The 26,351-nt window shown below is 54.9% G+C and carries 28 protein-coding genes and 3 tRNA genes; 16 read left to right on the plus strand and 15 right to left on the minus strand.

The genetic code is table 11. From position 1 onward, the window contains the following. The first annotated feature begins 139 nt into the window (after positions 1 to 139). A complete protein-coding gene (locus M495_RS08420) occupies positions 140 to 439 on the plus strand; it encodes a putative quinol monooxygenase (RefSeq protein ID WP_020826212.1) in 300 nt (99 codons plus the stop codon). A 105-nt stretch (positions 440 to 544) separates the two neighbouring features. Here M495_RS08420 and M495_RS08425 read toward each other — a convergent pair whose 3' ends face one another. Genes M495_RS08425 through M495_RS08445 form a run of 5 tightly spaced genes read right to left on the minus strand, consistent with a single transcriptional unit; the run spans position 545 to position 6,403 of the window. Beyond that, on the minus strand, positions 545 to 1,264 hold the full coding sequence (locus tag M495_RS08425; RefSeq protein WP_020826213.1) for an enoyl-CoA hydratase-related protein: 720 nt from the start codon (positions 1,262 to 1,264) through the stop codon (positions 545 to 547). Further along, positions 1,257 to 2,429 (minus strand): MFS transporter, encoded by a 1,173-nt coding sequence (locus tag M495_RS08430; RefSeq protein ID WP_020826214.1) that lies wholly within the window; start codon positions 2,427 to 2,429, stop codon positions 1,257 to 1,259. The genes M495_RS08425 and M495_RS08430 overlap by 8 nt, the downstream gene beginning before the upstream one ends. Beyond that, entirely contained in the window at positions 2,426 to 3,637 is a 1,212-nt protein-coding gene (gene hemA, locus M495_RS08435) for a 5-aminolevulinate synthase (protein ID WP_020826215.1), read from the minus strand. The genes M495_RS08430 and hemA overlap by 4 nt, the downstream gene beginning before the upstream one ends. A 15-nt stretch (positions 3,638 to 3,652) precedes the next feature. Continuing rightward, the gene (locus M495_RS08440) at positions 3,653 to 4,864 is read right to left on the minus strand and encodes an acetyl-CoA C-acyltransferase (RefSeq protein ID WP_020826216.1); all 1,212 of its coding nucleotides are present in this window, start codon (positions 4,862 to 4,864) and stop codon (positions 3,653 to 3,655) included. A gap of 9 nt (positions 4,865 to 4,873) precedes the next feature. Further along, positions 4,874 to 6,403: a 3-hydroxyacyl-CoA dehydrogenase NAD-binding domain-containing protein gene (locus M495_RS08445; protein ID WP_020826217.1), complete on the minus strand. Its 1,530-nt coding sequence runs from the start codon at positions 6,401 to 6,403 to the stop codon at positions 4,874 to 4,876. A gap of 345 nt (positions 6,404 to 6,748) precedes the next feature. On the opposite strand from M495_RS08445, the gene M495_RS08450 reads away from it, so the two are divergent. Together M495_RS08450 and M495_RS08455 are read left to right on the plus strand one after the other, a co-directional pair. Beyond that, positions 6,749 to 7,465 carry an autoinducer binding domain-containing protein gene (locus tag M495_RS08450; protein ID WP_020826218.1) on the plus strand — a complete coding sequence of 239 codons (717 nt, stop codon included), beginning with the start codon at positions 6,749 to 6,751 and terminating at the stop codon, positions 7,463 to 7,465. Between the two features lie 177 nt (positions 7,466 to 7,642). Beyond that, positions 7,643 to 8,071 carry a universal stress protein gene (locus M495_RS08455; RefSeq protein ID WP_020826219.1) on the plus strand — a complete coding sequence of 143 codons (429 nt, stop codon included), beginning with the start codon at positions 7,643 to 7,645 and terminating at the stop codon, positions 8,069 to 8,071. Between the two features lie 55 nt (positions 8,072 to 8,126). On the opposite strand, the gene M495_RS08460 is transcribed toward M495_RS08455, so the two are convergent. The 5 genes from M495_RS08460 to M495_RS08480 form a co-directional block, all read right to left on the minus strand. Next, on the minus strand, positions 8,127 to 9,140 hold the full coding sequence (locus tag M495_RS08460) for an Ldh family oxidoreductase (RefSeq protein ID WP_020826220.1): 1,014 nt from the start codon (positions 9,138 to 9,140) through the stop codon (positions 8,127 to 8,129). A gap of 18 nt (positions 9,141 to 9,158) precedes the next feature. Further along, entirely contained in the window at positions 9,159 to 10,724 is a 1,566-nt protein-coding gene (locus tag M495_RS08465; protein WP_020826221.1) for an APC family permease, read from the minus strand. 44 nt (positions 10,725 to 10,768) lie between these two features. Further along, entirely contained in the window at positions 10,769 to 12,379 is a 1,611-nt protein-coding gene (locus M495_RS08470) for an aldehyde dehydrogenase (NADP(+)) (protein WP_020826222.1), read from the minus strand. A gap of 57 nt (positions 12,380 to 12,436) precedes the next feature. Further along, positions 12,437 to 13,357, minus strand: coding sequence for a dihydrodipicolinate synthase family protein (locus tag M495_RS08475; RefSeq protein WP_020826223.1), 921 nt, complete (start codon positions 13,355 to 13,357; stop codon positions 12,437 to 12,439). 207 nt (positions 13,358 to 13,564) lie between these two features. Beyond that, positions 13,565 to 14,410 carry an AraC family transcriptional regulator gene (locus tag M495_RS08480; RefSeq protein WP_020826224.1) on the minus strand — a complete coding sequence of 282 codons (846 nt, stop codon included), beginning with the start codon at positions 14,408 to 14,410 and terminating at the stop codon, positions 13,565 to 13,567. A gap of 388 nt (positions 14,411 to 14,798) precedes the next feature. On the opposite strand from M495_RS08480, the gene M495_RS08485 reads away from it, so the two are divergent. From M495_RS08485 to M495_RS25765, 5 genes are read left to right on the plus strand one after another with little or no spacing between them, the layout of a single operon-like run. Then, the gene (locus M495_RS08485) at positions 14,799 to 15,746 is read left to right on the plus strand and encodes a 4-hydroxyproline epimerase (RefSeq protein ID WP_041415295.1); all 948 of its coding nucleotides are present in this window, start codon (positions 14,799 to 14,801) and stop codon (positions 15,744 to 15,746) included. Next, a complete protein-coding gene (locus M495_RS08490; RefSeq protein ID WP_020826226.1) occupies positions 15,746 to 16,870 on the plus strand; it encodes an NAD(P)/FAD-dependent oxidoreductase in 1,125 nt (374 codons plus the stop codon). The genes M495_RS08485 and M495_RS08490 overlap by 1 nt, the downstream gene beginning before the upstream one ends. Continuing rightward, positions 16,867 to 17,127 carry a (2Fe-2S)-binding protein gene (locus tag M495_RS08495; RefSeq protein WP_020826227.1) on the plus strand — a complete coding sequence of 87 codons (261 nt, stop codon included), beginning with the start codon at positions 16,867 to 16,869 and terminating at the stop codon, positions 17,125 to 17,127. Before M495_RS08490 ends, M495_RS08495 begins: the two co-directional genes overlap by 4 nt. Next, on the plus strand, positions 17,120 to 18,382 hold the full coding sequence (locus tag M495_RS08500; RefSeq protein ID WP_020826228.1) for an NAD(P)/FAD-dependent oxidoreductase: 1,263 nt from the start codon (positions 17,120 to 17,122) through the stop codon (positions 18,380 to 18,382). Before M495_RS08495 ends, M495_RS08500 begins: the two co-directional genes overlap by 8 nt. 48 nt (positions 18,383 to 18,430) lie before the next feature. Continuing rightward, positions 18,431 to 18,586, plus strand: a complete 156-nt coding sequence (locus M495_RS25765; RefSeq protein WP_020826229.1) for a hypothetical protein — start codon at positions 18,431 to 18,433, stop codon at positions 18,584 to 18,586. A gap of 50 nt (positions 18,587 to 18,636) precedes the next feature. Here the strand turns inward: M495_RS25765 and M495_RS08505 are convergent, their stop codons facing one another. Further along, a complete protein-coding gene (locus M495_RS08505) occupies positions 18,637 to 18,993 on the minus strand; it encodes a hypothetical protein (RefSeq protein WP_020826230.1) in 357 nt (118 codons plus the stop codon). Positions 18,994 to 19,455: 462 nt separating this feature from the next. Here M495_RS08505 and M495_RS24895 point away from each other — a divergent pair, with 462 nt between their 5' ends. Beyond that, a complete protein-coding gene (locus tag M495_RS24895; protein WP_071844565.1) occupies positions 19,456 to 19,770 on the plus strand; it encodes a hypothetical protein in 315 nt (104 codons plus the stop codon). 230 nt (positions 19,771 to 20,000) lie between these two features. Then, positions 20,001 to 20,432, plus strand: coding sequence for a hypothetical protein (locus M495_RS08510; RefSeq protein WP_020826233.1), 432 nt, complete (start codon positions 20,001 to 20,003; stop codon positions 20,430 to 20,432). 14 nt (positions 20,433 to 20,446) lie between these two features. On the opposite strand, the gene M495_RS08515 is transcribed toward M495_RS08510, so the two are convergent. Beyond that, positions 20,447 to 20,788: a GlpM family protein gene (locus M495_RS08515; RefSeq protein ID WP_020826234.1), complete on the minus strand. Its 342-nt coding sequence runs from the start codon at positions 20,786 to 20,788 to the stop codon at positions 20,447 to 20,449. 111 nt (positions 20,789 to 20,899) lie between these two features. Further along, positions 20,900 to 21,124, minus strand: a complete 225-nt coding sequence (locus M495_RS08520; RefSeq protein WP_020826235.1) for a DUF2594 family protein — start codon at positions 21,122 to 21,124, stop codon at positions 20,900 to 20,902. A 785-nt stretch (positions 21,125 to 21,909) separates the two neighbouring features. Here M495_RS08520 and uvrY point away from each other — a divergent pair. From uvrY to M495_RS08550, 6 genes are all read left to right on the plus strand, one after another. Continuing rightward, on the plus strand, positions 21,910 to 22,566 hold the full coding sequence (gene uvrY / locus M495_RS08525) for a UvrY/SirA/GacA family response regulator transcription factor (RefSeq protein WP_041414407.1): 657 nt from the start codon (positions 21,910 to 21,912) through the stop codon (positions 22,564 to 22,566). Then, on the plus strand, positions 22,559 to 24,391 hold the full coding sequence (gene uvrC, locus M495_RS08530) for an excinuclease ABC subunit UvrC (RefSeq protein ID WP_020826237.1): 1,833 nt from the start codon (positions 22,559 to 22,561) through the stop codon (positions 24,389 to 24,391). The genes uvrY and uvrC overlap by 8 nt, the downstream gene beginning before the upstream one ends. 58 nt (positions 24,392 to 24,449) lie before the next feature. Then, the gene (gene pgsA / locus M495_RS08535) at positions 24,450 to 24,998 is read left to right on the plus strand and encodes a CDP-diacylglycerol--glycerol-3-phosphate 3-phosphatidyltransferase (RefSeq protein ID WP_020826238.1); all 549 of its coding nucleotides are present in this window, start codon (positions 24,450 to 24,452) and stop codon (positions 24,996 to 24,998) included. Between the two features lie 145 nt (positions 24,999 to 25,143). Next, positions 25,144 to 25,219, plus strand: a tRNA-Gly gene (locus M495_RS08540). A 58-nt stretch (positions 25,220 to 25,277) separates the two neighbouring features. Further along, positions 25,278 to 25,351: transfer RNA gene (locus M495_RS08545), tRNA-Cys, on the plus strand. A gap of 10 nt (positions 25,352 to 25,361) precedes the next feature. Then, positions 25,362 to 25,447: transfer RNA gene (locus tag M495_RS08550), tRNA-Leu, on the plus strand. Here the strand turns inward: M495_RS08550 and M495_RS24900 are convergent. Together M495_RS24900 and M495_RS08555 are read right to left on the minus strand one after the other, a co-directional pair. Further along, the gene (locus M495_RS24900; protein ID WP_071844564.1) at positions 25,410 to 25,634 is read right to left on the minus strand and encodes a hypothetical protein; all 225 of its coding nucleotides are present in this window, start codon (positions 25,632 to 25,634) and stop codon (positions 25,410 to 25,412) included. The two genes, M495_RS08550 and M495_RS24900, sit on opposite strands and share 38 nt — an antisense overlap. 472 nt (positions 25,635 to 26,106) lie before the next feature. Continuing rightward, positions 26,107 to 26,337: a biofilm development regulator YmgB/AriR family protein gene (locus M495_RS08555; protein WP_020826240.1), complete on the minus strand. Its 231-nt coding sequence runs from the start codon at positions 26,335 to 26,337 to the stop codon at positions 26,107 to 26,109. Between the last annotated feature and the right edge of the window lie 14 nt (positions 26,338 to 26,351).

Here is a 26,351-nt window from a genome sequence, read left to right on the forward strand (position 1 = left end):
AAGCCTGCTGATGAATATCTGTGCGCGTAATCACTGAATGACAAGCTTTGAATTATCACCGCGATTAATGAAGGCAAAGTCTGGTCTTCGAGGGTAGAGTGGCCACCCATGACAGATAAATTGAAAGAGAAAAGACGCCATGCTAAAGGTGATTGCTGAAGATTTTATCAAGCACGACCGTATTGAAACGGTGTTGCCGCTGTATCGCGAATTGGTAGAGAAAACCCGTCAGGAGGCGCTGTGCCTCTCCTATGAGTTGTTGATTGACCATCAGGATCCGGGGCATTTTATTTTCGTTGAGGAGTGGCCCGATCGGGCAGCGTTGGACACGCATTGCCAAACCGAGCATTTCAAGCGCCTGGTGCCTTTAATCAATCAGCACCAGAGCAAGCCTTGTACCTTTTTGTTTATGCAGACTTTTCCCTCAGACGAAGGTTAACCAGGCAAAAAAATCCCCGCAGAGCGGGGTCAATGGCTTCTCAATTGCGGTCTTGTAGTGATTAAAAATTAGACTGCGAATGATTGCCATTCCCTCAGAATGCTCTTAAAAGACTTTTGCTGCCAACCGCACCTGATCTACCCAGCTTTGTTGGTAATCAAAGCTGGGGGCCTCATGTTGCGTCATCCCATGACGAACGATGGCTTTTACCGCCTGGGTAGCCAGTGGGTTCTTCTGGGCGATTTGCACGGCGATCAACCGTGCCTCTTCCAGAGCGCTTCCCTCGCTGATCCGCGAAATAACACCGTGCCGCCAGGCTTCCTCCACGCCTATGACGCGGCCGGTCAGTAACCAGTCGAGGGCGATATAGGGGGAGATGCGCACCGGCAGGCGCGAACATCCGCCTTGTGCCGCAATCAGCCCCAGCCCGGTCTCCGGGAAACTGAATTGCGCATCCCGCCCGGCGACGATCAGGTCACAGGCCAGCGCTATCTCGAACCCTCCGCCGAAGGCGATACCGTCCACGGCGGCGATAATCACCTTGGTGAGTCGGGCATGCACCAGGCCGGCAAAGCCATTCGGATCGACCACCGGAAGTTCGCCCTGCTGAAAGGCTTTGACGTCCATCCTGGCCGAGAACACCTGTGGCTGACCGGTCAACAGGATCACCCGAACCTTTTCATCCTGCTCGGCCTGTTGCAGGTAGCGTTGGATCAGGCGAGCCATCGCCAAATTGATGGCGTTCTTTTTTTCCGGCCGGTTCAGGGTAATCACGGCGATGCCGTCCTGTTGTTCATACAGCACCGGTGGCGGCAGGTCAGTCATGGCTTTTTTCTCCCTGGAAGAACACCAGCGTCAGCAGCAGGGCGATGGCGCCCAACGGCAACGAAAACAGCGGCAGGTAATAAGCGGGCAAGGTATACAGCGTCAGGCCGCCGAGCATGCCCCCCGCCGCAATGCCGGCATACAGTACCGAGCTGTTCAGCGACACGGTCAGCGCGCCAAAACGTTTGGACAGCGACAGCAAGTGGTGCTGAATAGGCACCAGATACATCCAGCCGGTAATCCCCCATACCAGAAATATTGCCAGCACCCACCAGGGTGAGGTGACGTAAAAGGCCAGCAGGAACAATGAAAGGGTTTGAATCGACACGGAAAACAGCAGGACAAATTTACTGCCGAAGGTATCGGTTAATAAACCGGAAACGAAATTGCCGATGACGGCCCCGATGCCGAACACCAGTAACGCGAGGGGCAAAATCGCCTCCGGGCCCAACTGAGTATTCTTCAGTAATACGCTCACATAGCTGTAAACAATGTGTTCGGAGCAGACGGCGAAGAAGGTGATCAGCAGCGTGGTCAGCACTGCCTTTTGTCGCAGTGGGGCCAACCGTTCTTTCAGCGAATGTTTCCCCGGCGCGGCGATAGCGTTCAGCGCCAGCGAAAGCCCCAGCAGCGCAACGGCACCTAACAGGGCGATCAGCAGGAAGATCTCCCGCCAGCCGATCAGCTTGGCCAGGAAGGTGCCAAAGGGAATGCCCAGCGCGATAGCCAGCGTCATGCCGCCATACACAATCGATATCGCCAGCCCGCGGCGTTTTTCCGCCACCAGCCCGACTGCGGCGGCGGCGGCCTGCGGCGTGTAGCAAGCCGCCCCCAGCGCCGCCAGTACGCGCCCCGCGGAGATTTGCAAAAAGCTGTCGGCATAGGCGCAAACCAGGTTACCGGCGATAAACAACACCAGTGCCAACTGCAAGATATGTTTGCGGTTGAGGTTGCCCAGCAGCCAGGCGGTCAGCGGAGCGAACACCATATAGGCCAGGGCGAAGACCGAGATTAACTGCCCCGCTTGCGCAGGGCTGACGGCAAAGGTGCCGGAAATCTCGTCAAGTATGCCGGCGACGATAAACGCATCGGTACCGATGGCAAAGGTGCCGGTCGCCATCAGACACAGCGTAAGAAAATGGCCGTTGTAGTCCGTCAACTTCATCCCGCTCTCCGTAACGCATTGGCGGCCCAGATTTTGCTTAGCGCCGCCAGGAAATATTCCACGTCCTCATGAGTATGGGCCGAGGTCGGCGTAACCCGCAAACGTTCGCTGCCGGCCGGCACCGTCGGGGCATTGACCGGTTGCACGTAAATATCGTACTCATCGAGCAGTTGTTTGCTGATGTGCTTGTTGCGGTGTGGATCGCCGACCAGCACCGGCAGAATATGGCTGTCCTCCGAGACCAGAGGAATACCGGCGGCACGCAGGCCGGATTTCAGGTGATCGATTATCGCCAGCAGATGTTTGCGTTGGTTGTCATGCTCAAGGTTGTATTTGAAGCTGGCCAGCGCCGCCGCCACCACCGGCGCGGGGGAGGAGGTGCTGAAGACGAACGCCGGTGCCCAACTGCGTACGGCTTCTACCACCGCGCGCGGTGCGGCGATATAGCCACCGGCAGCGCCGTAGGACTTACCAAAGCCCCCCTGAATAATGGTGATCTTGTCCAGCAGGCCCAGTTGCTCGGCATAACCCAAGCCCCGCTGGCCGTAAACGCCGGCGGAGTGGATTTCGTCCAGATAGGTCAGCGCCTGATGTTTCTCCGCCAGCGCGACAATCTGTGCCAGCGGGGCAAAATCGCCGTCCATCGAATAGAGCGACTCGAAGGCGATCAGCTTGGGACGCTGCGGATCGGCTTCTTGCAGCAGCTCGGCCAGGTGTGCAACGTCATTGTGGCGAAAGATTTTCTTCTCCGCCTTGCTGTAGCGAATGCCGTAAATCATCGAAGCATGGTTCAGCTCATCAGAAAAGACGATCAGATTGGGAATGGCGTCGCACAGCGTCGAGAGCGTGGCGTCATTGGCTCCAAAGCCGGTGGTGAACAACAGCGCGGACTCCTTGCCGTAGGCTTTGGCCAGCAAGCTTTCCAACTCGCTGTGGTAGATCGAAGTGCCGGAAATACTGCGTGCCCCGCAGGTACCCAGCCCGACACGGTTTACCGCCTCGGTGGTTGCCAGAATCACCTTGGGGTGATGGCTCATCGCCAGATAGTCATTGGAGCACCAGACGTTCAGACGGCGCTCACCCTGTTGCCCGTGGCTGGTGGCCCAGGGTTTATCCAGCACGCTGCGTTCCAGGTTGAGGAACTCGCGGAACCGGCCCTGTTTTTTGGTTTCGGCCAGTTTTTCTTCAAGAATGTTCAATACGCTCATACGGAATTCCTTACATTAGAGGGCTTTAATCACCAATGAAACACCCTGGCCGACACCGACACACATCGTCACCAGCGCATTGCTTAATTGCCGGGTATGCAGCTCCAGCGCGCTGGAAAGCACCAGACGCGCGCCGGACATGCCCAGCGGATGCCCGAGGGCGATGGCACCACCGTTCGGATTGACTCGCGTATCGTCGAAGTCGATGCGCCAACTTTGCAGCGTCGCCAACACCTGCGCGGCAAATGCCTCATTAATTTCAATGACGTCGAAATCATTCAGCGTAAAACCGGTACGTGCTAACAGACGCTCGGTCGCGGCGATCGGCCCAATGCCCATCAACGCGGGGGCAACGCCGGCGCTGGCGCTGTCGCCAATTTCCGCCAGCGGCTGGAGTGACTTGCGCTTGACATAGCGACCGCTGGCCAGCAACAGCACGGCGGCACCGTCATTGATACCGGAGGCATTCCCGGCGGTGACCGAGCCTTCGGGGGTGAAGGCCGGCTTCAGCGCCTGCAGTTTTTGCAGCGTGGTCTGGCGCGGGAACTCATCCTGCGCGAAGGATTGGCGGGTTTTGCGATCGACCTGAACATCCAGCGCGGTGATCTCCCTGGCCAACCGGCCATTTTCGATAGCCCGCCAGGCCTTTTGCTGCGACGCCAGGGCAAAATTATCCTGATCCTCGCGGGATATGCAGTATTGCTGCGCGACGTTTTCGGCCGTGATACCCAACGGATCGCTGCCATAGCGTTGCGCCAGCTGCGGGTTGACAAAGCGCCAGCCCAGCGTGGTGTCGAACAGTTTGATCCCCTTATCGAATGGCGTTTCGCCTTTGCTCATCACATAGGGCGCGCGGCTCATGCTTTCGACACCGCCGGCCAACACCAGATCGCTAAGGCCGCTTTTGATTTTTGCGCCGGCATAAATCACGGCGTCCAGCCCGGAGGCGCACAGCCGGTTAAGGGTAATCGCCGGTACTCCCTGATCCAGACCGGACAACAACGCCGCCATGCGCGCAACGTTACGGTTGTCTTCACCGGCCTGATTGGCACAGCCCAGCACCACCTCATCAACATCCGCCTCGCTTTCTGGGTGTCGTTGCAGCAAGGCCCGAATAATCGAGGCCGCCATATCGTCCGGGCGGGTTAATGCCAGACTACCGCCGTAGGCGCCGATCGCCGTGCGCGTACCGTCAATCAGATAGACCCCATCGTCTTTAATCGTCATCATTTTTCCTTAGGGCGCGACGGCCAGCTCGGGCCTTGTGGTGTGCAGCAACGAGTAATGCGGGTAATAGCGGGCGGAATGCAGCAGTTGCGCCATATTATCCAGCGTCGATTTCACGTTTTTCTGCCCGAGCTGAGCCAGCCAGGCAAAAATGCCGTCGGCATAGTTGACGCCGGCCACGGCGGCGATATCGATGTCTTCTCGGCTACAAACCCCGCTCTCCACCATGATCACCGACTCATTGATCAGGCTGCTCAGAACTCGCGCGACGATCAGGCCTGGGGAATCTTTAACAAACTCCACCTGCGGGATCACCGCTTGCAGCAGCGTGAGGAACAGCGCTTTATTCGTCTCGGTAGCCTGTTGGCTGTGGGCCGCCACCAGAAAAGCGGTGTTGGCGTAGTTCAGTGCAACGTCGATCACGAAGGTATCGAGGCCCGCTAAGTCGGCAAGCTGATTGGCCGTTCGCCCATCGGTGATTTTGACTGCCAGACTGTCATTCACCTGGATAAACCGTCCCAGAACCGGGTGTTCCGGCTGACGTGTTATTGGGAGGGGCGCCCAGGTCGCGAGGGCATGCTGTTGCAGCAGATCGAACAGCGGATGTTCGCCAAAAAAATGCAGCGAGCTCAGCGTACCGCCGCCGGCAGCCGGTGGGGGGGCTGTGTCAGCCGAGGGAGAAAAAAAGGAGCGGCCGTTTTTCTTCCCCAACAGCCCGGCATCCACCAGCGAACGTTGCAAATGGCCGGGGGTGTAGCGGGGGTCATACTGCATGTCCTGCCAAATCTGGCTGCTGACCTGATAATTAATGTCCTGACCGATAAAATCAGTCAGTTCCAAAGGCCCCATGCGAAAGTGGCCTCCGGCCTTGAGCGCACGGTCGATTTGCGGTGCCAGCGCCACGTTTTCTTCCAGCAGGCGAAAACCTTCCAGATAAAAAGGCCGCGCCATGCGATTGACGATAAAACCCGGCGTGGCTTTGCAGACCACAAACTGTTTGCCTATCGCCGTGACCAACTGCTGGCAGCGTAAGGTTGTGACCCGGGCGGTAAAATAGGACGGGATAATTTCGATCAGCTTCATCAGCGGTGCCGGGTTGAAAAAATGCAGGCCGATAAAGCGCGAGTTATTTTCTATGCCCGCGGCCAGTTTATTCAGCGACAGCGAAGAGGTATTGGTGGCGATAATCGCCTCTTTTTTTACCGTGGCGGCAATGGCCGCGAGGATCTCATGCTTGGTGGGTTCATGTTCCGCAATGGTTTCAATCACCAGGTCACTGTCGGCGATAGCGTCGAAAACAGGCGAGAAAACCAGGTTGGCCAAGATCTCGCCTTTTTTCTGTTGGCTTATTTTTCCGTTATCGATTTTTTTATTCAGGTCACCGACAATATAATCACGTGCCTGATTCAAAGAATGAGCGCTGCGATTATAAAGCAGGGTTCGTATGCCGTTCAGTGCCAATAGATAGGCAATGCCTCTGCCCATGGTTCCGGCGCCAATCACGGCGACCGAATTTATTGCCGTATTATTCTCTGCCATAAAAATCCCCGTGAGTATTCTTCTGCTTTGCAAAATTCGCAAATGCTTATATTTTATTTGAATTTAAAAAGCACCAGGTGCCTATGGCGAAGGTAATTGGCGGCGGAGTGACTGTCTAACGGTAGAAGTGACAGGTTTACAATAAATAGGCTTTATGTTATTCGCGAAATTCTTAGCGCCGGTGCAATATAAAGTCGTTATTTATTAATAATGGCAGGGGAATAGCTGTTTTTGTTATAGCCATGGTATTTTTTATTATATGAAACGGCTGTTGTCGCCCTGAGCCCTCCACTATAGTTAACCTCACTTAATGATTGCGGCGCTGTGCTCTGGAGAACCCGTGTTATGGACACTCACTTTCAGCCTTTGATGGATGATCTGCTTGGCAGCCTGTCTGACCGCGACCTTTTTTTAAACCGTCTGGCACCTTGCGCTCAGGCGCTGGGTTTCGAGTACTTCTCTTATACGGTCTTTTCCTGCTACCCGGCCAGCCGGCCCAAGATGCTGATAGAGGGTAATTATCCTGCGCAATATCTTGAGGACTATCGCAAATTGCGGATCTACCTGCAGGATCCGATGATCGAGCAGGCCCACCACTCTACGCTGCAATTCTATTGGGACGAGCCGTTCTACCGGGATAAACCGGAGCTGTGGTGGCGCATGGCGCAGTACGGCATTCGTGAAGGCTGGTCGCAGTCCGTCAAGGATTGCTACGGCCGGTTGGGCATCCTCACTTTTGCCGGTAAGAGTATCCCCACTCAGTCCCCGCAGGCCGGGGCACGTAACGAAACTTTCTTCCTGTGGCTGGCACAGACCGCCCACAAGACGCTGCGCGAAGCATTAATATCGGTAAACGACGAGGCAATAAAGGATGTGCTGACTCTGCGTGAGAAAGATATTTTACGCTGGTGCAGCGAAGGCAAAACCTCGGAAGAAACGGCGCTGTTAATGGGCTTGAGTGAGCGCACCGTAAATTTCCACATCGGTAACTCGATTAAAAAACTGTCGGTGGCCAATAAAACCGCCGCTACCGCAAAAGCGGTGTATTTACAGCTGATTTAGCCGCCTTTGAAATAATTATTCGGCTAGCCGTTAGACGGGTTGTGTTTATATTTTGTTAAATAAGGAAATATCCCACCTAGTATTTACCGCCGATCACAAAAGCGCGACAAAGCGGTTCACCCTTATCCTCCCCGGCAGTACCCTGTGGGCACCACGGTTACATAGAAGGGATGTGATATGTATAAGACCATATTAGTGCCGATAGATATTGAAGAAGATCTGTTGACCGAGCATGCGCTGGAGCATGTGGTGTACCTGGCGAAAATGTCCGGTGCCAAAGTGCACTTTTTCCATGCGCTGCCGGACGCCTCGGCATTCGTTACCGCTTACTCGTTCGGCATCAAAGAGTTTGAGAACAAGGCGGAAGTGAAGGCGGTGGATAAGCTTAAGCAGATCATGGCGGAAATCGACCTTCCGCTGGAGCGGCTGGATTACACCGTCAGCTTCGGTTCGCCGCGCGATCAGGTACTGGAACTGGCGGAGGAAATCGAAGCCGATCTGATCATCATCGGCTCGCGCCGACCGAGCGTGAAAACCTACCTGCTGGGTTCCAATGCGGCGGCCATTGTTCGCCATGCCAATATTTCGGTGATGGTTGTCCGGTAATCCTTTCAAATCAGGCCCGCAGCTTAACGCTGTGGGCCTGCCTCATTATTAAACGTTAGCGACAGAGAGCCGCAATCTCCTCATACAACGCCTGCGGGATGGTGACGCCGTGCTGTTCGCTGTATTGCCGTTGTTGAAAGCGCCGTTCTCCCGGAATGCGCGCCCCTTGTTCGCTCATATCAGCAAACAAGGCTTCCGCCCTGGCCAAATGCGCCACTTTATCCGGCCCCAGAAAACGATCGGGATCCATGGCGATGATCAGCTCGCCGCCGTAAGGGGAGGAGCCGGTCTGCCGATCGTAGGCCAGCGATTCCTTACTGGTCATATCGCCAATCAACGGCCCGGCAAGCAGTTCAACCATCGCCGCCAGCGCCGAGCCTTTATGGCCGCCAAAGGTCAGCATCGCACCTTGCAACACGCTTTGGGCATCGGTGGAGGGTTTCCCCTGTTGATCTATGCCCCAGCCTGGCGGCAATGGGGTACCGGCACGACGATGCAGTTCAATCTCGCCGCGTGCGGCGGCGCTGGTGGCCATATCAAAAATAAAGGGGGGCCGCTGTGGCCGCGGCCAGCCGAAGGCGATAGGGTTGGTACCGAACAACGGTCGGCTTCCCCCTGCTGGCGTAACCCAGGCATGGCTGGGCGTGCAGGCCAACGCCACCAGACCTTGATCGGTTAAAGGTTCGATATCGGCCCATAATGCCGAGTAATGCACACAGTGGTTAATGGCCAGCGCGGCAATGCCGTTGGTACGTACCTTTTCGACAAAAGCCGGCAGCGCCGTGCGATAGGCCAGCAGCGAAAAAGCATCGTGGGCGTCGACCCGCAAGATCGCCGGGGCCTGATCAAGCAGCGTCGGACGGGCATCGGCGGAAACTTTGCCCGCCAATAGCGAACGCACGCAGCCAAGCACTCGGTACAAACCGTGCGAAGCGCAGCCGTCGCGTTCACCGGCCGTCACATTTTGGGCGACGGCATCGGCGTGTTCAGCGCTGAATCCGTTACTGCGCAATGCCTTCAGCGCCAGCTCATAGGCTTGCTCCAACGTCAGCCTCTGGGTTTGCGTCATCAGATATCTCCTCTGGATTTACTCTTCTTCATCACCGGCAAAATTCGCCCGAGGTAAACAGGTATAGGCGCCCCAGTAGTAGATCGCCAGCGCAATGACTGCGACGGTGATGGTATCCCATGGGTGAACGATAGCGTTGATGCCGCCAAAACTGCCGAGATAAGAAGCGATGATGATCAGCGCATAGAAGGCGATCAGCCACAGTGAGGACCAAATCTGCTGCTTGAGGCTGACGGCGTGGGTCGGCACCTTATTTTTGAACAGGATATAGACCACAAACATCAGGATTTGCAGGCCGAGCAGCCAGGAGACGGTATTCCAACCGGACCAGTAGACGATCAGCGCCGAGATGATAAATGACACCGGACCGAGCACGCAGAAGCCGCGCACGAAAAATGGTCGCGGCAGCTCAGGGGCATTGCGGCGCAGGCCGGCGGCGGTGACGGGCGCAATCGCGTAACTCAGGACCAGCGCGGCGGAAACCACGCCGATCAGCTTCTCCCATGAAGGGAAGGGCAGCGTCCAGAAAATCGACAAGGCGAAAGTCAGCCAGAGAGCAGGACGCGGAATGCCGGACTCGCCGTCGACGCGAGTGAATATTTTAAAGAAGGTGCCGGCGCGCGCCCAACCGTATACCACGCGTGGTGTGGCGTTCATATAAATGTTACCGGTGCCGCTCGGCGAGATAATCGCATCGCTCACCACCAGAAAAGCCAGCCAGCCCATGCCCAGGGTGATGGCGATATCACGGTAGGGCAGCGAAAATTGCTGGCTGATCCCGGCCCAGCCGCCGCTCAGCATCTCGCTGGGAATACTGCCGAGGAAAGCCACCTGCAGCAGCACGTAAATGAGCGTGGACAACACCACCGACAGGATCAGCGCGATAGGAATGGTGCGCTGCGGGTTTTGCACCTCGCTGGCAACCGAGATAATCGGCGTTAGGCCCAGGTAGGCGAAAATAATCCCCCCGGCGGATATGGCGGCTTCGACGCCGGCGGAGCCAAAGGGGGCAAACCCCTGGCTGTGCAGGTTTTCGGGTTTGAAGAAACTGAACAACACGACGATCACCAACAGCGGCACCACAAATTTAATCACGCTGATCAGGTTGTTGGATTTGGCAAAGGTTTTGACGCTGTAGTAGTTAAGCGCGAAGAAAAAACACAGCAGCAACAGTTGGACCACCCAGCCGATTAGCGTCGGATCGCCGGAGCCCGGTTGGCTCAAAAAAGGAAACCAGGCGGCGGCGTACTGACGGGCGGCCACGATCTCAATGGATATCAGGCTGGAGAACGCGATCAGGGTAATAAAGCCCAGCAGATAGCCCATCAGTTCACCGTGGGAAAACACCGGATAGCGGATAATACCGCCGGCGCGCGGCAGCGCTGCGCCCAGCTCACAATAGACAATGCCGAGCAGCAACACCGCCAGGCCGCCGATCAGCCAGGAGTAAATACCGGCCGGGCCGGCAATGGAAGAGACGTGGCTGGCGGCGAACAGCCAGCCGGAACCAAAGATTGCGCCCAGGCCGATAAACGTCAGATCGGTGAGCGTAAGCTGCTTCTTGAATTTGCCTTGGGTTGTCATGGAATGACCCTTTTGTTATTAGGTGGCAGACAGATGCGATTTGGTTAGTCGTTGGCTGGTGAGCGGAGAGGTTCACGGGTGTAAATCCCGTTAACCAGCCGCAGCAGGCCCAGTGGATTGCTGTCTTGCAGCTGCGGGGGCAGCAACGCTGGGGGGTAATTCTGCAGGCAGACCGGGCGCAGAAAACGTTCAATAGCCAGCGTACCCACCGAAGTACCGCGTGCGTCGCTGGTGGCCGGATAAGGCCCGCCGTGCACCATGGCATCGCAGACTTCTACCCCGGTCGGATAACCGTTAAACAACACCCGCCCCGCTTTTTGGGCCAGCCGTTGAGCCAGCGGTTCTGCGTCGGCCAGATCTTCGTTTTCTGTCAGCAGCGTGGCGGTCAGTTGCCCCTGCAGGCTGTCCAGTGCGGCAGTCAGCTGTCGACGATCTTCCACTTCCACCAGAATGGCTGCCGGGCCAAACACTTCCTCTTGCAGCAGCGGGTTTCCGCTGAGCAGCAAATCGAAATCGGCCTGATAGAGCTGTGCCGTTGCTAAATGCGGGCGCTCTTCGCGATGACCAGCCAGGTGACGGATGCCGTTTTGCTCATCAAGAGCAGCCAATCCGCGGCGGTAATTGGCCAGCGTGCCGGCATTGAGCATGGCTTGCGCAGGCGCGGCGTTGACCTGTGCGGACAGTTCGCGCACAAATTCGCTGAATGCTTCGCCGCGTTGCCCGATGATCAGCCCAGGCTTGGTGCAGAACTGGCCGCAGCCGAGGGTGAAGGATGCGACCAGCTCGCGGGCGATCTGCTGCCCACGGCGGGCTAAAGCCTGCGGCATAACGATCAGCGGGTTGATGCTCGACATCTCGGCAAATACCGGGATCGGTTGGGCGCGCCGCTGGGCCAAATCGAACAAGGCCCGGCCGCCCCGAAGCGATCCGGTGAAACCCACCGCCTGAATGGCCGGATGCTGCACCAGTTCCGCGCCAATGTGGTCCCCATAAATCATGTTGAAAACCCCAGCAGGGATCTGCTGTTGTTCTCTTGCCCGTTCGATGGCCAGTGCGGTCAGTTCTGCGGTGATCATATGGCCGCTGTGCGCCTTGAACACCACCGGACAGCCTGCGGCTAACGCGGCCGCGGTGTCTCCGCCTGCGGTGGAGAATGCCAATGGGAAATTGCTGGCACCAAACACCGCCACTGGCCCGAGGGCGGTGCGATACTGCCGCAGATCCAGGCGGGGCACCGGCGTTCGTTGAGGCAATGCGCTGTCTATGCGCACGCCATGCACATCCCCACGGCGCAGCAGGGTGGCAAACAGTCGCATTTGGCCGCTGGTTCTGGCCCGTTCGCCGCTCAGTCGGGCTAATGGCAGGGCGGTTTCCTGCATGGCGAAGCCGAAGAAATCCTCATCCAGAGCGTCTAATTGGTCGGCAATGGCCTCAAGAAAGTCGGCTCGACGCTCGGCGCTGAGCTGAGAATAGGCCGTGAATGCTTGTGCGGCGGCATCGGCGGCGGCGGCGGCTTCTTCGTGACTGGCCGAGAAAAAAACGTGGCCGGTCGGCAGACCGTTGTCGGCGCGCAGGCTGACAAGCTGGGCCTCGCCGCTGGCACGGCGTTGACCGCCGATAAACTGTTGGCCGCTGATGGTATGGGCGTTGGACATGGGTTCCCCCGTTGGGTCAGTGACAGAGCCCGGCAGGCCGCCGGGCGTGAGTGGCGATCAGAGGCCGACATCCGGCAGCGCAGGGCGGTTTGCCAGCGCTTTTTTGACCACTGCGGTGACCTCGGCCAGGGTATCGCCCTGCAATGCCAGACGTGGTGGACGGGTAATGGCGCTGCCGCGACCCACCAACTCTTCACACAGCTTGATGCACTGCACCAGATCGGGACGCGCATCCAAATGCAGCAGCGGCATAAACCAGCTGTACAGCGCCAGCGCCTCCTCGAAGCGTTTTTGCTTCGCCAGACGGAACAAGGTTTCGCCTTCACGCGGGAAGGCGTTAGACATGCCGGAGATCCAGCCTTCGGCGCCGACGGCGATGCTTTCCAGCACCACGTCATCCAACCCGGCGAACAGCACAAAGCGATCGCCCACTTCGTTGCGCAGATCGATAAAGCGACGGGTGTCGCCAGAGGAATCCTTGAAGCAGACGATATTTTCGCAATCGACCAGTGACGTCAGGATGTCCGGCGTCACGTCATTTTTATAAATCGGCGGGTTGTTGTAGACCATGATCGGCAGATCGGTGGCGGTAGCGACGCTGCGAAAATGCGTTGCGGTTTCATGGGGTTTGGCTGAATAGACTAACGCCGGCATTACCATAATGCCGTCGACGCCGACCTTCTGGGCTTCGCGCGCCATATTGCGCGCAAAGGCGGTGGTGAACTCGGCGATACCGGCAATCACCGGGACCTGACCCTGAGCTGCGTCGCGTGCCACTTCAATCACCGACAGTTTTTCCTGAACGGTCAGCGAGGTGTTCTCACCCACGGTGCCACACACCACCAGGCCCGAAACGCCGTCTTTGACCAGGTTTTTGATCACCGTGTGGGTGGCGTCGAGATCCAGAGAAAAATCGCTGCGGAACTGGGTGCTGACCGCCGGGAATACGCCGCTCCAGCTAATGGCTTTATGGCTCATAGTGTTTTTCCTGTCGTCCAAGTTTGTTAATCAATGGTGAATTATTGGTAAAATCCAATCACAGATTGACCTGTATTGTTCGTAGGGGCTTGACGGTTTTCGCCGAATGCCATGACGAAATTGGCACAGTGAGGCGGGGATTCAGACGAGAAGGAACCTGATGCACAAGGCACCATAGCGATTTTTTTACTAATATAAATCAGTGTATTAAAGGGTTATGGTGGTGCGGAAGTCGCGCGGCGTTGAACCGGTCATGGCTTTGAATTGACGGCTGAATGCGCTGTGATCGGTGTAGCCGCACTGCAAGGCGATGTCGGTAATCGGCATATCGCCGGCCAGCAGTTCGGTGGCTTTTTCCAGCCGCACCTTGTGGATCATCTGGCGCGGCGTGAGATGAAAAATGCGTTTGCAGTAACGTTCAATCTGCGCCACGGAAAGTGCAGTGAGCGTCGTCAGTTCCTCAAGTGCGATCGGCCGGGCGTAATGCTGGCGAATGTAGACATCGATGGCCGCCAGCCGCTGATAGGCTGGGTGATTGGCCTTGGCTTCCTGCAGATCGTGCGAAATGCCAGCCATGCCGATGATTTTGCCCTGCGCGTCGTACAGCGCCAGCTTTTGCGTCAGGCACCAACCGGTCTCACGTCCGTTATACAAGTGCATTTCCAGCTGATCCTGGATCAGCTCCCCGTGACGCAGCACGCGGAGATCCTGCTCGGTATACCCCGATCCGAGCTGGGCGGGGAAAACGTCCGCCGAGGTTTTGCCCAGCAGCGGCGCGACGGTTTTAAACCCACAGCGTTTGGCCAGCGTCAGATTGGCGAACAGATAACGGGCTTGCACGTCTTTGATGAAGAACACCACGTTGGGCATGGCATTGAACAGCGGGGCGATCAACGCCAGGGAATTAAGCAGGTCGCGCAGAGTATTCGGCCGTTGCTGTGCCAGGCCATCGCACCAGCGGGACAGTTGCTCAACGGCGAAAACGTCATCTTCCTGTTCATCGAAAGCGGGCCTGGTGTCAGTGATAACCTGGTGGCGTTGAGTTAATCGCATGGCAATACCTTTTCCCGCTGGATGGCACAGAATCTGGAGTGGCCGGGCCGGCCATTTTGACGCGCCTCATCAATATTAACTTTCTTGTAACTTTTCAAGCGCAGCCGTCAATTATGCGGATCACCGCAAACTTTTTCCCTCCGTGACACATTCCACGCAGAAAAAAATCGCCTCTTTTGCACAAGTCTGGAAATAACATAAAAGTAACGATTTGATAAATAACTCATTCTTATGGCTCATCGCTTACCTCTGTTCGGCGTTAACCGGATATCTAATTAAGGATTGTGCTGATTTCTGCATGCGCCGAGCCGAAATGTATCAAGCCGCCGCTGACATATTCGGTCAGTCTAACGCCAACGGTAACATTTCATTAACTCAGGAGGCTCCGATGGCACTTTCTTCGCATTTCACCGCGCTGCGGGCGATCGATTCCCATACTGCCGGTGAACCTACCCGGTTGATCATCGAAGGGTTTCCCGATTTGGGTAGCGGCAGTATGGCGGAGCGCAAAGCCCGATTTGCCCAAGATTATGATGATTGGCGCAGCGCCATCATTCTGGAGCCGCGCGGCAATGATGTCCTGGTCGGGGCTTTGCTCTGCCAGCCCTGTTCGCCGCAGGCCGCTGCCGGGGTGATTTTCTTCAACAACGCCGGCTATTTGGGCATGTGCGGCCACGGCACCATTGGTCTGGTGGCCTCATTGGCCTATTTGGGGCGAATTGGCGTGGGAGATCACCTGATTGAAACGCCTGTCGGCACGGTAAATGCCAGGCTACATGAGGATGGCAGCGTGACGGTGGAAAACGTACCGGCCTATCGCTATCGCCGCCAGGTAAGAGTGGAGGTGAGCGGCTATGGCCCGGTGGTGGGTGACATTGCCTGGGGCGGGAATTGGTTTTTCCTTATCGGTGAACATCACCTGGCGATCGATACGCAAAACCTGGACGCGCTTACCGCTTTTTGTTGGGCGGTGCGGGTGTCACTGGAGTCTGCGGGGATTTATAGCGAAGACGGCGGGGTTATCGATCATATCGAACTGTTTGCCGCCGATCCGCAGGCGGACAGCCGTAACTTCGTGCTTTGCCCGGGCAAAGCCTATGACCGCTCACCCTGCGGGACCGGCACCAGCGCCAAACTGGCCTGTCTGGCGGCCGACGGCAAACTGCAACCGGGTGAGATCTGGCGCCAGGCGAGCGTGATCGGCAGCCAGTTCAGCGGGTATTACCAACGTAACGGCGATCGCGTAACGCCGTTTATCCGTGGGCAAGCCTATGTGTGCGCTGACAGCCAACTGCTGTTGGATGAGCGCGATCCTTTCGTTTGGGGTATCCGCTGATGGCTGCCGACAGGCGTGCTGAAGCGATCGTGGTGGGGGCCGGCATTATTGGTGCCGCCTGCGCCTGGCGCCTGGCGCAACAAGGGCTGCAGGTGCTGCTGGTGGATAATCAGCGCGCCGGTGCGACCGCCGCAGGTATGGGGCACCTGGTGTGTATGGACGACAACCCTGCCGAGCTGGCCTTAAGCGCCTACTCACTGCAGCTGTGGCGCAGCCTGGTGGAACGACTGCCGGAAAACTGCGCCTGGCGTGGCTGCGGTACGCTGTGGCTGGCAGAGCGGGACGATGAAATGGCGATTGCCGAAGCCAAGTGCCAACGTATGGCGGAGTATGGTGTGGCCAGCGAAATACAAAGTGCCGCACAGGTGGCAGGCCTGGAACCTATGCTACGCCCCGGTTTGGCGGGCGGGCTGCGAGTGCCGGGCGATGGCATTGTTTATGCACCTAACGTGGCCCGCTGGCTCGTGAACGACGCCGGGTCGGCAATCAGAGTCATTACCGGAGAGGCTTGCGCGTTGGAAGAACGGGCCATCGTGCTGGCGAGTGGTGAGCGTCTGACGGCACCGGTAGTGGTGCTGGCCTGCGGTCTGCAGGCCAACAGGCTGCTGGAACAGCCCATGCTGCGGGCCAAAAAAGGGCAGTTGGCGATTACCGATCGCTATCCGCACAGGATCCATCATCAGTTGGTTGAATTGGGGTATGGTGCCAGCGCCCATGCCAGCGACGGGACTTCGGTGGCGTTTAACGTTCAGGCGCGCCCAACGGGCCAGTTGTTGATCGGCTCATCGCGCCAGTTTGACGCCCCAGGCAGTGACATCGATTTGCCGTTGCTGGCCGCAATGTTGGCGCGCGCCAACGCTTTTTTGCCCACGCTGGCACAGATGAACGTCATTCGCTGTTGGACCGGCCAGCGTGCCGCCTCCGCCGACGGTTTGCCGCTGTTGGGCCCGCATCCGCAACACCGTGGGCTGTGGCTGGCGCTGGGGCACGAAGGGTTAGGCGTCACCACCGCGTTGGGCAGTGCTGAGCTGATTTCCGCCCAGATCCATCATCATCGCCCGGCGATTGACGACACGCCTTATCTGGCTGCGCGCATGTTCAGTACGGAGGTGTTAGCGATATGAGTCAAAAACAGAATCAACTGAATGTGACCCTTAACGGTGAAAGCCTCTGGGTTCCGGAAGGGTTTAGCGTGGCGGCGGCGCTCAGTCTGAGTGGCGAGGACAGCTGTCGCGTTTCGGTCAGCGGGCAAGCGCGCACGCCGTTTTGTGGCATGGGGGTTTGCCAGGAGTGCCGCGTGACCGTAAATGGCCTGCGGCGGCTGGCGTGTCAGACCCTCTGCCAGCCGGGAATGCAGATTGAGAGGACGGAGAATGAGTGACCTCGTGTGCGATGTGTTGGTTATCGGGGCGGGCCCGGCCGGGCTTGCGGCGGCCCGGGCGGCGGCAGAAAGTGGCCAGTCGGTGCTGGTGCTTGATGATAACCTGCGCCTGGGCGGGCAGATCTGGCGTGACGGACCCAACGTGGCGCTACCGGCGCTGGCGCAGCAGTATCGGCGGGCGGTGGAAGCGCTGAGCAACGTGACCCTGCTGAACGGGGTGAAAATCATCGCTTGTTGTGGGCCGCAGAAAATCCTCTACGAAGCTGCGACTGGCAGCGGAGTGGTGGACTATCAAACATTGATCTTGTGCTGTGGCGCACGTGAGTTGCTATTGCCGTTTCCCGGTTGGATGTTGCCTGGCGTCACCGGTGCCGGTGGGTTGCAGGCGCAGATTAAACAGGGATTGCCGATCAAAGGGGAGCGGGTGGCGATTGCCGGCAGTGGCCCGTTACTGATGGCGGTGGCCGACAGCGTGATCAAAGCAGGGGGAAAAGTGGTGAGGGTGGCAGAACAGGCGTCAGCTATGCACCTGGCGGCGTTTGCTGGCGGGTTGTGGCGTTGGCCAGCCAAATTACGCCAGTCATTTACCCTGCTCAACCGTCATTATCGTCCTGACAGCTTTGTGCTGGAGGCAATAGGTGATCAACGGCTGACGGCGATACGGCTACAGACGGGCACTCGCGTGACGACGCTGGCCTGCGAACGCTTGGCCTGCGGTTTTGGCCTGGTGGCGAACGTCGAACTGGCGATGCTGCTGGGCTGCCGCCTTCGTGATGACGCCGTTGCCGTGGACGAGAACCAGCAAACCAGCCAGCCGAAAATTTATGCCGCCGGTGAATGCACCGGAATAGGGGGCAGCGAACTGGCGCTGACGGAAGGAGCCATTGCTGGGTATGTCGCCACCGGCAATCAACAACGGGCGAAGGGATTGATGCGGGAACGTGATAAATGGAGGCGATTCGCCGATGCTGTGGCACAGGCTTTTGCCTTGAATCCCGCGCTGAAAGCGTTGGCAGAACCGCAAACTTTGGTGTGCCGTTGTGAAGATGTTTCCTTAGGCCAGCTAAACGGCTTTCCTGACTGGACGGCGGCCAAGCTGAGCAGCCGCTGTGGCATGGGGGCTTGTCAGGGGAAGATTTGCGCGACGGCGGCGCGTCATTTGCTTGGCTGGCCGCTACCGGCACCGCGGATACCATTGACGCCGGTAAGGGTCGAAACCTTGGCCCGATTGAACGACATCGAGACTGACGAATAAGCCTGCTACACTCAGGCAAGATGACCGGACAAATCGGGCGGATAACGGATGACGAATGCACTGATTACGCTGGGGCTGTGCCTGCTGTTAATACCGCTATTGTTGTGGTTGATTGGCCGGGCGCTATCGGCCGCAAAAGATAAAAAGCCGCAAGAGGGTAAACCTAAACCCAGGACCGGCATGCCGCATGGCGATGATGAGTGATCCTTACGGGCGCGTGGGGCAGTGCGCCGACCGCGCCGTTGGTATTACCTTCACTGTGGCCAGTAATAGGTTTTCTCATGCCAGCCTTTACCATACATGCAGGCTTCTATGGTCGCTGAGCGAGCATCTTCGTTACGATCGTTCTGCACTGTCTTGAACGAGGGCTGTTTTTCGTAGCGGTAACCTGCCGGGCAGTCTTTTTTGTCTTTTTTACAGCTTTGGTATTGGTTTTCGTAGCTAAACTCAAAATCTCTCACCACATCGGGAGGGAAACGTTCGTAACCGCGAGCTTTGCATTCAGCATATTCCATGTCGCGGGTGGCATTGCCGGCACCGGGTTTCTCCCACTGGGTGCAGGCGGTTAATGTCATTAATGGCAAAATAATCAAAAAGCTAAACGTCTTCATGGTATCCCTAACTCTTCCTTTCTTCCTGTATTCACACGCTAAGAATCTTCCTAAGCGAGATAGGGCATGAGTGTAATAAACTGATGTTAAAATTGGAAATGATAATAGTTATTGTTTAGGCGAGGTTGATGTAATACCGACGGTGCAGGGCTAAGAACGTTATTCCCAATCATGAAATAGTCCCGCTTGTTATAATGTACCTGCTAACTTTCATTGGATATATATGGGAAGTGATTTTTTAAGATATTTACCTAAAGATTAATTCTTATTATTGGTTACACAAAGGTATTTGAAGAACCGTGAATTAGAATAGGGACTTTTTTATTGCTTTTTATAAATTATCGAAATTAAAACTATTATTAAATTTGCCGGTAATACGATTGCAATTCATGCGCAAATTTTTTAGATTCAGGATAGAGAAGTGATTGTCATGATGATGAAGACGTTAAAGGGAGTTTTATTTTGGCGAATAAATCGGAAGTACCTAAAGACAGTGCTGATTTACCTTCATTATCAGAAGATTGTGACAGGTTAAGAAACCTTTCCGATGTTGGGGATTCATTGGGTTACGGTCGTACTCGTTTTTATCAATGGTGCCGGGGACGCGGTTTTCTCACGCTGATGAATGCGCCTTCAGCAGAGATGATAAGCGCGGGTTACATGGTGACGACGTTATCAGATAATGGTTACTCACGCGTTTATGTGACTGAGGATGGTTTTAATTTTGTGGGTGACGCCTTTCGCGAAGACATTCAAAAACGTATGGTCAAGCTTTAAGGAAATTATAAAAATCTTATTCATTTCAATATACTAACTACGGAATTTTCTTATGCTATCGACCGCGTTGTCTAACAAACATCGCGGTTGGCGAGGACCAATCCGTTGTGCTCCCGATGTTCTTCAGATCACTGGAAATTATCTTATTTTTGTATTGATGTTATCCCAGCGCTACAGCCGCAGCCTATTCTGTTGCTACTATAAAGACTGGTTTTTCCCAGGAGCTCAGGATGAAGCATTACGCCGCGTTATTTGTTACTACCTTGCTGTTGTCTGGCTGCGCTACGCAGTCCGTTCCGCTGCAGCAGGCCGAATTACCGCCTCCTAGCCGACTGTTGCTTTATCAAAATATGCCGCAGACGCCTTATGCGACCCTGGTGGTAGTACGTGACAGCGGAATGTTGGCAGGCAGTTGCCGAACCGGGGTTTATATCAACGGGGAGTTTGCTGCGTCGCTGGCGGCGCAAGAAAAGGCTGAGTTCCGGGTTCCGGTGGGAAACAACGAAATCAGCATTGGGCAGGATATGATCGAAAACAGTCTGTGTATCTGGCGCGATACCAGCGGCCGGCTACCGATGACGTTGCGTGCCGGTGAAAGCCGCTATTTCCGCGTGGCAGGAGATATGCAACGCGGATTTGTTCTGCAGGCCGGCAGGCCGTAATTCTGGCGGGGCGGTCAACGCCCCTGCCACCATCCCCACAGGGTAATCAAAAGCCAGGCCGCTGCGATCCAACATATTACCGCAGCGGCCAGCGCCCAAGACAATCTCATGCTGTTGATAAAGAAATACAGCGAGATCAGATACACCAGATAGGGTAAAACGGCCCACATGCCAAAAATCAGCGTGGTTCTCAACGCTTCGATTGAGCGTTCGCTGCCGACGATGTAATGGGCAATCAGTGCAAAGGTAGGGAACAACGGCACCAAACCGGCAATATAGTAGCTGCGACTTTTGGCAAGCAGGCCAATGAGTACCACCACCAGTGCGCCAATCAGCGCTTTTACCACGATGCCCATATGTTTCTCTGACGTAAATAAAAACACATTGCCTGAAAGTGTCAGGGGGATCAATCACAGGGGCTGAGGGAAAACGGGCCCGCGGTTATGGCAGGCCGGAAGTGCGGCAGCTTATTGGCGGTAGGCGTGCTTAATTTGTTGGATACTGTTTTTAAAGATTTCGGCCTGGGTTGGATCTTCAATCTGCGCGATAAAGCGCTCCATGTTGATAATGACTTTCCCGGCATCGGCCTGACCGATCGATTTCAGGATCAGTGTCAGCGTAGCTTTAAGACAGGCGACTTCTGTCGCCAGCGTTTCCGGGTTTGCAGACGTAGTAAAGTCAACGTTGCTCATTTTCTCTCCTGATTTTTGAGGCCGAAGCCTGAAACAATGTGCTTTTTGACGCACACCCACACCGATTGAACTTACTCAGACATGCAGATGCGTATTTAACTGGGCGCGGAGTATAGCATAGCATGCAGATATCCATCTGCATTGATAGCGTGAATCGGCCTGAACTGCAGTTATCCGCATGCTGGACGAGAATTAAACGGTCTTAAGATTATAGTGCATACGCACTACTGATTAATAAAGCGATTGACTTCTCATGACATCCCGTTGCCAGAAGAATAATGTTTAAGTTATTTTGGACAAGTTAATAAGTCGTTGTCCACGAGCTTATTGTTTACGGGCTGATATTATTTAAATGTTTAACGCTGCCATCTTGCTCGATGTAACCCAAACGTGAAGTGAATAATTTTTTTCGTAATAGATTTTGTACTGATGGATAATGCCATTTTTACTATTTTGTTTTATTTCAATGCATTACAGTTTTGTTGTGTTCGTGTTAATATAATCTGTGCTGTGATTGTTTACACAGATTTTACCTGCGGTGTAGGATTGACGCAGTATCATAAACTTGGGCATAGTGGGTAATATTGGTGTCGCCTGCTTTTCATCGGCGGACAACCACTTTATCGGGCTACGCTGAGTGACTAAAATTCAAAAATCAGGCCCACAGCGCAAAGTTAATCGGGAGTAAGTATTAATCTGTGTTCATTCTTGGCTGAAAAACAAGTAATATCTCGGGCTATAACAGAGGCTGATTGCGTTACTCCCTTCTTTTTGGAGATTTTTCCTTGATTAGCGTTCTTCTTGTTGATGACCACGAACTGGTGCGCGCAGGGATTCGACGCATTCTTGAAGATATCAAAGGTATAAAAGTTGTCGGGGAGGCCCAGTGCGGTGAGGACGCCGTGAAATGGTGCCGTGGCAATGCTGTAGATATCGTTCTTATGGATATGAATATGCCGGGCATTGGCGGGCTGGAAGCCACGCGTAAAATTGTACGCTATGCGCCGGACGTAAAAGTCATCATGCTGACTATTCACACTGAAAATCCATTGCCTGCAAAGGTGATGCAAGCCGGTGCCGCGGGGTATCTCAGTAAAGGCGCTGCGCCGCAGGATGTGGTGAATGCCATTCGTACTGTGCAAGCTGGGCAGCGTTACATTGCGTCCGATATTGCTCAGCAAATGGCTTTGAGCCAACTGGAGCCGCAAACGGAAACCCCGTTTAGCTGCCTGTCTGAGCGTGAGCTACAGATTATGCTGATGATCACCAAAGGCAAAAAAGTTAACGAGATCTCAGAACAGCTGAGTCTCAGCCCTAAAACGGTGAACAGTTACCGTTACCGCATGTTCAGCAAGCTGAATATCAGTGGTGATGTTGAATTGACACACCTGGCTATTCGACACGGATTGTTCAATGCGGAGACGTTGTTAAGCAGTGAGTGACCGTTTTGATGCCAAAGCATTTCTCAGTACCGTAACCAGCCAGCCTGGCGTCTACCGTATGTACGACGCTACTGGCACGGTTATCTATGTCGGTAAAGCCAAAGACCTGAAAAAGCGCCTCGCCAGTTACTTTCGCCAACAGGTGAGTAGCCGAAAGACTGAGACGTTGGTTAAAAATATCGCCCAAATAGACGTAACTGTTACTCATACCGAAACAGAAGCGCTATTACTGGAACATAACTACATAAAGTTATACCAACCGCGATATAATGTTCTTTTGCGAGACGATAAATCTTATCCGTTGATCTTCCTCAGCGCGGACAGCCACCCACGCCTGGCGGTTCATCGCGGCGCTAAACACGCCAAAGGGGAATATTTCGGGCCGTTCCCCAATTCTTATGCCGTGCGTGAAACGCTGGCGCTGCTGCAGAAATTGTTCCCGATACGCCAGTGCGAGAACAGCGTGTATCGCAACCGTTCGCGTCCCTGCCTGCAATATCAGATTGGGCGTTGCCTGGGGCCTTGCGTCGCCGGATTGGTGAGTGAGGAAGAGTACCGGCAGCAGGTGGATTACGTGCGCCTGTTCCTGTCCGGTAAAGATCAGCAGGTATTACACCAGTTGATCGAAAGGATGGAAAACGCCAGCAAGACACTGAACTTTGAAGAAGCGGCACGCATTCGCGATCAGATCCAGGCGGTGCGAAGGGTGACCGAACGTCAGTTCGTTTCCGGCAATAGCGACGATCTGGACGTCATCGGCGTGGCCTTCGATGCCGGTATGGCTTGCCTGCACGTGCTGTTTATCCGTCAGGGTAAAGTGTTGGGCAGCCGCAGTTACTTCCCGAAAGTGCCGGGCGGTACCGACATGAGCGAAGTGGTGCAAACCTTTGTCGGCCAGTTTTATTTGCAGGGCAGCCAGATGCGCACCTTGCCGGCGGAAATTCTATTGGACTTTACTCTTCCGGAGAAAGACCTGCTGGCTGAGTCGCTTTCAGAACTTGCCGGCCGGAAAATTCAGATTCAGAGCAAACCGCGAGGGGATCGCGCACGCTACCTTAAATTGGCTCGTACCAACGCGGCGACGGCGCTAACCACCAAGCTTTCACAGCAGTCGACTATCCATCAGAGGTTGGCCGAATTGGCGAAGGTGCTCAACCTTGCCGAAATTAACCGCATGGAATGTTTCGACATCAGCCACACCATGGGTGAGCAAACTGTGGCTTCCTGTGTGGTATTTGACTCGAATGGTCCGCTACGTTCGGAATATCGGCGCTATAATATCACCGGCATAACGCCAGGGGATGATTATGCCGCGATGGCGCAGGTGTTGAAGCGCCGTTACGGTAAGGCTCTCGAAGAGAAAAAAATCCCCGACGTTATCTTTATCGACGGCGGCAAGGGGCAACTCGGTATGGCGATTGATGTATTTAACTCGCTGAACGTGACCTGGGATAAAAACAAACCCTTGCTGATTGGCATCGCCAAAGGAGCCGACCGCAAAGCCGGGTTGGAAACACTGTTTTTTGTGCCGGAAGGCGAGGGTATTGCCTTACCGTCGGATTCGCCAGCGCTGCATGTTATCCAGCATATCCGCGATGATTCGCATAACCACGCGATAACCGGGCATCGGCAGAGAAGGGCAAAAGTAAGAAACACCAGCGCGTTGGAACTGATCGACGGCGTTGGGCCAAAACGGCGACAGGTGCTGTTGAAGTATATGGGCGGACTTCAACCATTATTGAACGCCAGCGTTGAGGAAATTGCAAAAGTGCCGGGTATTTCACAAGCATTGGCAGAAAAGATCTACAATGCATTGAAACACTGAGGGCAATGTAGCAACATACTCTTAATTCCCACTCCAGCCAGATAGTTACCGTAGCATTATGCAATTGAATATACCGACTTGGCTTACTCTGTTTCGCGTAGTTCTGATCCCATTCTTTGTTCTGGCATTTTACCTGCCGTTCACTTGGGCTCCGATGGTTTGCGCCGTCATTTTTGTGTTTGCTGCCATAACCGACTGGTTTGACGGCTTCCTGGCCCGTCGCTGGAAGCAAACGACCCGTTTCGGGGCGTTCCTTGACCCGGTGGCGGACAAAGTGATGGTGGCGGTAGCGCTGGTGCTGGTGGCAGAACACTATCACACTTGGTGGATTACCCTGCCTGCGGCGACCATGATTGCCCGTGAAATTATCATCTCGTCGCTGCGTGAGTGGATGGCGGAGATCGGCAAGCGCAGCAGCGTGGCGGTGTCCTGGATTGGCAAAGTCAAAACCATGGCGCAAATGATGTCGCTGGTCGGGTTGCTGTGGCGTCCCGATCGCACCGTCGAGTATGTGTCTTTTGGTTTGCTGTACATCGCGGCGGTGCTGACTTTCTGGTCAATGTTCCAATATTTGAACGCTGCGCGGAAAGATTTGCTGGAACCCTGATCAAAGCGATGCAAAAATCGGCAAACGAACGTAATGAGACAACAATTTTATTGACTCATTACGTCAGGTAAGTAGAATGCATCGCATCAGACGGCAGCGGTGATTTGCCGAAAGATAGCAAAAAAATCAGTAAGTTCTGATTAATGCGGGAATAGCTCAGTTGGTAGAGCACGACCTTGCCAAGGTCGGGGTCGCGAGTTCGAGTCTCGTTTCCCGCTCCAAATTTGATGAAGCTGGTGTTTCACGAGCTTTAGCCTGATAAAGGCAAACAAGAATTTAGGCGCGTTAACAAAGCGGTTATGTAGCGGATTGCAAATCCGTCTAGTCCGGTTCGACTCCGGAACGCGCCTCCAATTTTCCCGAGCCCGGGTGGTGAAATCGGTAGACACAAGGGATTTAAAATCCCTCGGCTTATGGCTGTGCGGGTTCAAGTCCCGCCCCGGGTACCAGGAAAATAAATTCCAGAATAATCAAAGCAATAAGTAGTAATGTCGTGACCGCCGGAAGGCGGTTTTTTTGTGCCTGAAATTCCCCTTTCCACGATTTTTCTCTTCCAGTTTTATTCTGTTCTCGTGCCTTGAACAATTTACTGTTGCCTACAATAGGGACTATCATCCGGCTGTCAGTTTTAAACATGGATGCATGGCCGTTTTTTAAAGACGGTTGGCGATAAGTGAACTATAACCAGATAGTGCAATAGATAAGGAGTGTTGGATGAGAGGGGGGTTATTTTTATTGGCGATTGTCATGCTATCTGGGTGTTCGGGGTCTTTTGGATCGATCCTGGGTGTGATCCCGCAAAGCTCCGATGTTTGCCCTCAAGGGAAAAATGCCATCACCGGTGAATGCCGTTAGGCAACATCGTCGATTTATTGCCGGGCCGAACCCTTTGGCCAGTGTGAATCTCTTTCGATAACCCAATCAAGCCATATCCGGCTGTTTGATCGCTGTGCCGATCGCCGGATACTGCCTGTTCCAGGCCTTAGAACCTAACCTCCGCTACCCAGGAACGGGAGACTATTCGCACTGCAGTTTGCCACCCACATCACGGCCACGACGACGGCGATGGAAATGATCGCGCACAGATCCGATTTGCGCATGCTTCTCCTTAGCGAGCGTTGATCCCAATAACCTCGATTGCCGCTCTGTGCAGTTTCTGACAGTACTCGTCGGGTTGCCTTTCAATTTCAGCGATGAGATAGGCGAGAATGTTTTGCTTGCTGATGGGTTTGTTCGCGGAAAGCACCTGAATAACGCCTTTGCCGAGCAGGCTGTATATTTGTTCACGGTATGTCTCGATATCTCTATCGTGGAGACCGTAAAGGGAGTAATCGATCATAGAATTTTACCGCT

The organism is Serratia liquefaciens ATCC 27592 (assembly GCF_000422085.1).
GTDB lineage: Bacteria > Pseudomonadota > Gammaproteobacteria > Enterobacterales > Enterobacteriaceae > Serratia > Serratia liquefaciens.